General features: G+C 73.6%; 7 protein-coding genes. 2 read left to right on the top strand and 5 right to left on the bottom strand.

Translation table 11 applies throughout. The annotated features are described in order from the left end of the window. The 3 genes from BU198_RS14595 to BU198_RS14585 form a co-directional block, all read right to left on the bottom strand. On the bottom strand, positions 1-612 hold a 612-nt coding region (locus BU198_RS14595), incomplete at its 3' end, for an NADH-quinone oxidoreductase subunit C (RefSeq protein WP_188297273.1). Beyond that, a complete protein-coding gene (locus BU198_RS14590) occupies positions 609-1289 on the bottom strand; it encodes an NADH-quinone oxidoreductase subunit B (RefSeq protein ID WP_223244386.1) in 681 nt (226 codons plus the stop codon). The genes BU198_RS14595 and BU198_RS14590, both read right to left, overlap by 4 nt. Continuing rightward, positions 1280-1696, bottom strand: coding sequence for an NADH-quinone oxidoreductase subunit A (locus tag BU198_RS14585; RefSeq protein ID WP_188297272.1), 417 nt, complete (start codon positions 1694-1696; stop codon positions 1280-1282). The genes BU198_RS14590 and BU198_RS14585 overlap by 10 nt, the downstream gene beginning before the upstream one ends. Positions 1697-2035: 339 nt before the next feature. Between BU198_RS14585 and BU198_RS14580 the strand changes: the two genes are divergently transcribed. Next, positions 2036-3205, top strand: a complete 1170-nt coding sequence (locus BU198_RS14580) for a sensor histidine kinase (protein WP_223244387.1) — start codon at positions 2036-2038, stop codon at positions 3203-3205. 184 nt (positions 3206-3389) lie between these two features. Here BU198_RS14580 and BU198_RS14575 read toward each other — a convergent pair whose 3' ends face one another. After that, positions 3390-4487 carry a S1C family serine protease gene (locus tag BU198_RS14575; protein WP_411293191.1) on the bottom strand — a complete coding sequence of 366 codons (1098 nt, stop codon included), beginning with the start codon at positions 4485-4487 and terminating at the stop codon, positions 3390-3392. A gap of 456 nt (positions 4488-4943) precedes the next feature. Here BU198_RS14575 and galE point away from each other — a divergent pair, with 456 nt between their 5' ends. After that, on the top strand, positions 4944-5930 hold the full coding sequence (gene galE, locus BU198_RS14570; protein ID WP_188297270.1) for a UDP-glucose 4-epimerase GalE: 987 nt from the start codon (positions 4944-4946) through the stop codon (positions 5928-5930). 37 nt (positions 5931-5967) lie between these two features. Here the strand turns inward: galE and BU198_RS14565 are convergent. Next, positions 5968-7333, bottom strand: a 1366-nt coding sequence (locus BU198_RS14565; protein ID WP_188297269.1) for a PQQ-binding-like beta-propeller repeat protein, incomplete at its 5' end; no start/stop codon positions are given.

The raw sequence follows: 7333 nt of genomic DNA, 5'->3' as shown, positions 1-7333 counted from the left end.
ACCGGCCGCCCGCGCACCACGCGCGGGCCGCTCGGCGACCGGCGGCAGGGTGCCCTTGAGCGGCCCCCACTCGTTCGGGTCCGGTACGCCGGCCGGCTGCATCTTGCGCCGGGCCGGCCCGCCGCCGTGGTCCGACTCGCCGGGCTCCTTGGCGCCCGGCCAGTCCTTGGCGACCCGGGCCGCGAGCACGAACTCCTTGCGCAGCGGGTGCCCCTCGAAGCCGTCCGGCAGCAGCAGGGTGGCCAGGTAGGGGTGCCCGGGGAAGTCGATGCCGAACATCTCGTGCGTCTCGCGCTCGTGCCAGGCGGCACCCGCGTACACCGCCACGGCGGTCGGCAGCGCCGCCGCGTCGCGCGGCACCCGGGTGCGCACCGCGAGGTGCCGCACGCCCGGCGCCTCGACGGCGGCCAGGTGGGCGACCACGGCGAAGCCGTCGGCGAGCTGGTCGACGGCGCTCAGCCAGTCGAAGAAGCCCAGGCCCAGGACGTCCCTGGCGTTGGTGAGTGCCTCGATCCAGTGCTCGGCCGGGACGTCGACGGTGATCAGCCCGTACGCCTCGGCGCCGGTCGCCCACTCCCCGACCGACGCCGCGTACTGCTCGGCGGACGTCATGAGGCCCCTCCCTCGGTCGAAGAACCGGCGTCGGAGCCGGCGGCGGAACCGGCCGGAGGCCCGGCCACCAGCGGCCGCCGCAGCGCCGCGGCGGGCGCGGGCGTGGCGTAGCGGTCCGGCAGCGACTCGGCGGCGATCTTCTCCTGGAGCTTGAGGATGCCCTGGAGCAGCGCCTCGGGCCGCGGCGGGCAGCCGGGCACGTAGACGTCCACCGGGATGATCTGGTCGACGCCCTTGGTGACCGAGTACGAGTCCCAGTACGGGCCGCCGGAGTTGGAGCAGGCGCCGAAGGAGATGACGTACTTCGGCTCGGGCATCTGCTCGTAGAGGCGCTTGACGGCGGGCGCCATCTTGTCGGTGACCGTCCCCGAGACGATCATCAGATCGGCCTGGCGGGGGCCGGGCGCGAACGGAATGACACCCATCCGGATGAAGTCGTGCTTGGCCATGGACGCGGCGATGAACTCGATCGCGCAGCAGGCCAGGCCGAAGTTGAAGCACCAGAGGCTGTAGCGGCGCCCCCAGTTGAGCACCACCTTGACCGGGTCCGGCGCGAGCCGGGCCAGCGGGCCCAGGCCACGGCGCTCGACCGCGCCGGGGCGCGCGGGGTCGGGCAGGCCGAGCGGGACGGGACCGTCCTGCGCGCCGCCGTGCGGGTGGGAGTGCGTCACGTCCATTCCAGAACGCCCTTCTTCCAGGCGTAGAGCAACCCGACCGCGAGGAAGCCGATGAACAGGAACATCTCGATCAGCGTTCCCGCGCCGTACCCGGCGGAGGCGAAGACGGTCGCCCACGGGAAGAGGTAGATCGCGTCCACCGCGAAGATCACGTACAGGAAGGCGTACACGTAGTAGCGGACCTGGGTGTGCGCCCAGTCCTCACCCACCGGATCCACTCCGCACTCGTAGGCGAGGAGCTTCTCCGGCGAGTACACCACCGGCCGTAGCAGCCGGTTGGCGGTGAACGCCACGGTCACGAAGAGCACCCCGACGACGGCCAGCAGGCCCATCGCGGCGTACGCGTCGAAGTAGCCGCTGCCGACCGCCGGATCGGCAGCGACGGCAGCCGCGTGCTGCCCCTCCATGCCTTCGCCTCCACCTCGGCCGTGAACCCGCCCTCAGGTCAGTTCTACGACGTTTGCTCCCACGGTCCCAACCATGGCCAATGCGTGAGTCTAAGGGGCCCGCTCCGATCCCCCCGAACCCTGCCCGCTCCGCAAGACGACCGGTGGACACCCCGGCGGACGCGGGGCGACCGGGCCGGGGGTGGGGATAACCCCCGGCCGGGAAGATGTATCACCCCCATGGCATCCACCGCGCCCCGTTCGGGAAGCTTGGTCCAGCCGCACGACGAAGAGGGATGGTAGATCCGGATGAAGCCGCTGCACCGCGCCGTGGACGCCATCAAGGAGCAGGACGCAAGGATGGAGCGCCCACCGCTGTACGGCGCGAGAATGTGGCACCAGGTGGGCCGGCTGCTGCTCAACCTGCCGCTGGGCATCTTCGGTTTCGTGGTCGCCGTCACCACGCTCTCCGTCGGCCTGGCACTGTCGATCACCGTGATCGGCCTGCCGCTGCTGGCCGGTGGCCTGGGCGTCTCCCGCGCCCTGGGCGCGCTGGGCCGGCGGCGGGCCCGGTCGGCGTACGACTCCGGGATCGACGATCCTGAGCCGGTGAAGCCGCGCCGCCCCGGGCTGGTCGGGTACACCATCGCCCAGCTCACCGACCTGCTGAACTGGCGTTCGGCGCTCTACAACGTGCTGATGCTGCCCTGGGGCGTGCTGAGCTTCGCGCTGAGCCTGATCTCGGTGATCGCGCTCTGGCCGGTGCTGCCCTGGGTGATCCGCGGGATGGCCGCGGTCGACCGCATCCTGATCGAGTCGCTGCTCTTCCCTGGCGCGCTGGCCGAGCGGGTGCGTGAGCTGGAGGACGACCGCGGCACCGTGGTCGACACCGCCGCCGCCGACCTGCGCCGGATCGAGCGCGACCTGCACGACGGGGCCCAGGCCCGGCTGGTCGCGCTGGCGATGGACCTCGGCATGGCCAAGGAGCGGCTGCGCGAGGTGGAGTCCGAGGACGACGTGGCGGTCGCCGCCAAGATGGTCGACAACGCCCACGGCGAGGTGAAGCTGGCCCTCCAGGAACTGCGCGACCTGGCCCGCGGCATCCACCCGGCGGTGCTCACCGACCGCGGCCTGGACGCCGCGCTGTCCTCGGTCGCCGCCCGCTGCACCGTCCCCGGCGGCGTCCGGGTGAACGTCGACCTGACCGGCCCGGACGGGCAGCCGGAGCGCCCGGACTCGGCGGTCGAGGGCATCGCCTACTTCACCGTCAGCGAGCTGCTGACCAACGTCTCCAAGCACGCCCGGGCCCGCTCCGCCTCGGTCGAGGTCTGGCGCTCCGACGACCAGCTGATGGTGCTGGTCCAGGACGACGGCAAGGGCGGCGCGGCCCCCTACCCGGGCAGCGGCCTGGCCGGGCTGGCCGAGCGGATCCGCGCGGTGGACGGGGTCTTCCTGGTGGACAGCCCCGAGGGCGGCCCGAGCACCGTCACCGTCGAGCTGCCCTGGCGCACCCGCACCGCCCGCCGTTGACCGGGTCCGCCGGACGGCGGCGCGAGGCACCACGGCACGGCAAGGCGCCGGGCCCCCGTCGAGGCAGTGACGGGGGCCCGGCGCCGGTCCGGTACGGCACCCGGCCCGCTGAACCCTTGCGCGGCGTGCGGCCCGGCGTCCCCGTACCGGAGCTGGAGGAGGGTCCGGCTGGGAGGCCTGAGGCCTACGGGGACTCCAGTTCGCCGAGGGTGACCTCGGCGGTCTTGGTGGCGCCGTCCCTGGTGTACGTGACGGTGACCTTGCTGCCCGGGGTCAGCGAGGCGAGCGCGGTGGTGAGCGCGTTCAGCGAGTCGACCGCGGTGTCGCCGATCTTGGTGATGACGTCGCCGGCCTGGAGCCCCGCCGAGGCCGCCGCACCGCCCGCGGTGACCGCCACGATGACCGCGCCGGCCGGCTGGAACTGCTGGTCGAAGCTGGTCCTGGCGGTGATGCCGAGCGCGGCCCGGCCCGAGTTGGTGACCTTGCCCTGCTTGATCAGCTGGTCGGCGATGTTGGTGATGGTGGACGCCGGGATGGCGAAGCCGATGCCGGGGGCGGCCGCGCCGTTGCTCTGCGGCTCGGTCGCGGCGAGCGTGTTGATGCCGATCACCTTGCTGTCCAGGTCGACCAGCGCGCCGCCGCTGTTGCCCGGGTTGATCGCCGCCGAGGTCTGCACCATGTTGCCGATGGTGGCGCCCGGCGACCCGGGGGCCTGGGGCTCGGAGACGGTCCGCCCGGTGGCCGAGACGATGCCCTGGGTGACGCTGCTGGAGAGCCCGAGCGGGCTGCCCATGGCGAGGGTGATCTGACCGAGCTGGACCTTGCCCGAGTCGCCGAAGCTCGCCGGCCTCAGGCCGCTCGGCGGGCTGGTCAGCCGGATCACCGCGAGGTCGGAGTCGGGGTAGCTGGCGACCAGGCCGGCGTCCAGCGTCTTGGTGCTGTTGGCGAGGGTCACCGTGAAGGACTTCGCGGAGCCGATCACGTGGGCGTTGGTGACGATGTCGCCCTTGTCGTCGTAGACGATCCCGGAGCCGAGGCTGTCGCCGGTGGTGATCTGCACCACGGAGGGCAGCACGTTGGCGATCACCGTCTGGTACGCCTCCTGCAACTGGGTCGCGCCGTTGGACGGGCCCGGCGTCGTGGGCTGTTTGGTCCCGGAGGCCGAGGGCGAGCCGGTGGCGGCGACCGGGGACGAGGCGGGCGAACCGCTGCTGCACCCGGCCAGCGTCAGCGCGGCCGCCACCGCGACCGCGAGCGCCGCCGGCAGCCGTCCGGTCAGCACCCCCGGCCGGGTCGGCCGCGGCCCGGCGGGCAGGGGACGGGTGTGTTCCTTGTGACGGCTCACCTGGCTGCCTCCGATTCGTCACCGCGCCGAGGACGCGGGTTGAGAGCACGGAAATCTTCGCCAGCTTTTCACCGTTTTGTCCGATTTGTGGTCCCGACTCGCCCGAACGCGGCCGGACGAACCCGAACGCAGGGCGTGTCTTGTGGGTCTTGTCGGATCAGGCCGCGGCGTTGGGGTGCGTGCATCGCAAGGCGGAGGTGGGGGCACCTCCCGGCCGAAGGCTGGGGGCGGAGCCACTGCGGTGGGGGCACCTCCCGGCCGCCAGGCTGGGGGCCATTGGCGACCGACGACAACGCGGCGAGGTGCGTGCCCTGGGGGGTACCTCCCGGCCGAAGGCTGGGGGAGCGTCGCGGACCCGGCAAAGATCCGCAAGACGCGCCCTAGGATCGGCACATGACTTGGTTGATCACCGGCGGTGCCGGATACATCGGCGGACACGTCGTCCGACAGCTGCTCGACGCCGGGGAGCGGGTCGCCGTCCTCGACGACCTCAGCACCGGCGACGCCTCCCGGCTGCCGGCCGGCGTCCCCCTGATCGAGGGTTCCACCCTGGACCGCGCCGCCCTGGACGCCGCGATCCGCGAGCACGGCGTCGAGGGCGTCCTGCACTTCGCCGCCAAGAAGCAGGTCGGCGAGTCCGTCGAGCAGCCCTTCCTGTACTACCGCGAGAACATGATCGGCCTCCAGACCGTCCTGGAGGCCGCCGCCGAGGGCGGGGTGAAGCGCTTCCTCTTCTCCTCCTCCGCCGCCGTCTACGGCATGCCTGACGTCGACCTGGTCACCGAGTCCACGCCCTGCGACCCGATGAGCCCGTACGGCGAGACCAAGCTGGCCGGCGAGTGGCTGGTCGCCGCGGCCGGCAAGGCCCACGGCATGTCCACCGTGGCCCTGCGCTACTTCAACGTGGCCGGCGCCGCCTCCCCCGAGCTCTCCGACGCCGGGGTGTTCAACCTGATCCCGATGGTCTTCGAGCGGCTGACCGCCGGCCAGGCCCCGCGGGTCTTCGGCGACGACTACCCCACCCCGGACGGCACCTGCGTCCGCGACTTCATCCACGTCTCCGACATCGCCTCGGCGCACGTGGCGGCCGCCAGGCGGCTGGCCGCCGACCCGGCCGGCGCGACCTCCCTGGTGCTGAACATCGGCCGCGGCGAGGGCGTCAGCGTCAAGGAGATGCTGGAGGTGATCGGCAAGGTCACCGGCTACGACACCGCCGCCGAGGTGACCCCGCGCCGGGCCGGCGACCCGGCCCGGGTGGTGGCCTCCGCCGACCTGATCCACCGCGAGCTGGACTGGACCGCGCGCCACGACGTGGCGGAGATGGTCTCCTCCGCGTGGGACGGCTGGTGCAGCCGCCACCCCGGAGCCCGCAAGGCCTGATCCGACGGCACCGGCCCGGCGGTGTCCGCCCCGCGGTTCAGCGGGCGGGCACCGCCGTGCCGTAGAAGGCGTCCAGCGCGTACACGCAGCGGTCCTTGGAGCCGACGAAGACCCGCCCGCCGACCGCCACCGGCGAACCGGTGAGCTCGCCCTTGGTGCCGAGCTCCCAGCGCAGCTGACCGCTCGCCAGGTCCAGGGTGTGCAGCGAGTGGTCCCGGCTGCCCAGGTGCACCAGGCCGTCGGCCACCGCCGGGGAGCCGACGATCTCGCCGCGCGCGGTGTAGCGCCAGCGCTCCCGGCCGGTGGCCGCCTCGAAGGCGTACAGCACCTCGCCGTTGCCGACCAGCACCATGCCGTCCGAGACCACCACCGGGTCACCGCCCTGGCGGCGTCCGGTGACCCCGCGCCAGCGGTCCAGGCCGGTGGCCGCGTCCAGCGCGTAGACGGTGCCGAGGTAGTCGGCCACGTAGACCGCGTCGGCGTCCAGGGCGGGCGGGGTGAACAGCACCACCGGGGCGTCGAAGCGCCAGCGCTCGGCCCCGCTGACCGCGTCCAGCGCGTACACCCGGGTGCCGGCCGACACGTACAGCACGCCGCCGCGCTCGACCGGGTGCGAGGGCACGTCCTCGCCGACCGGGAACGACCAGCGCAGGCCGGCGCCGCGCGGGTCGATGCAGCGCAGCCTCCCGGCGCCGTAGTAGTAGGCGGCGCCGCCCACCAGGACCGGGCCCGACTGCGGGTTCTCGTAGTCCTGCTGGGCGTCGTCGGCGCGCCACAGCTCGGCGCCGTTGGCGGCCGAGCGGAGCTGGACGCCGCCGCCCCTGATGCCGCAGCAGAGCACGCCGTCGGCGGCGGAGAGCGAGTAGACCCAGCCGTCCAGCGAGGTGCGCCAGCGCTCGGTGCCGTCCGCGGCGTCCACCGTGTACAGGTGCGGGCCGTCCGCGGCGTGCGCCCGGCCGGCGTCCACCGCGAGCGCCCAGGCGACGTCCCTGGTCTTGTAGCGGCGCTCGCCGGAGGCGATGTCCAGCGCGTGCACCTCGAAGCTGGAGACGAAGAGCGTGCCGTCGGAGACCACCGGGGTGCCCCAGACGTCGTTGGACATCCGGAACCGCCAGGGGCGCCAGCGGGCGACCGGGGCGGGCGGCGGGGTCGGAGCCCGGCGGACCCAGTCGGTGGTGGCCGGGGCGGTGTCCGGCCCCGGCTGCTCGTGCTCGGCCCGCGGCCCCGGGCCTATCCGCACCGAGGCGCCGGACAGCTGCACCTCGACGGCGCCGCCGCCGGGCGCCCGGTGCCGGTTCGGGGAGGCGATCTTCGCGGTCGCGATCTCGGCCTCCGGGCCCGGGCCGGGACCCGGGTGCGGGTGCAGGGGCGGCAGGCTGTGCACGGGGCCGGCCGGCGGCTGG

This window comes from Streptomyces sp. CBMA156 (assembly GCF_014596515.1).
In the GTDB taxonomy this organism is placed as follows: domain Bacteria; phylum Actinomycetota; class Actinomycetes; order Streptomycetales; family Streptomycetaceae; genus Kitasatospora.
Note: the sequence above shows the minus strand (reverse complement) of the source record. Positions and strands in the feature narration are given on the sequence as shown.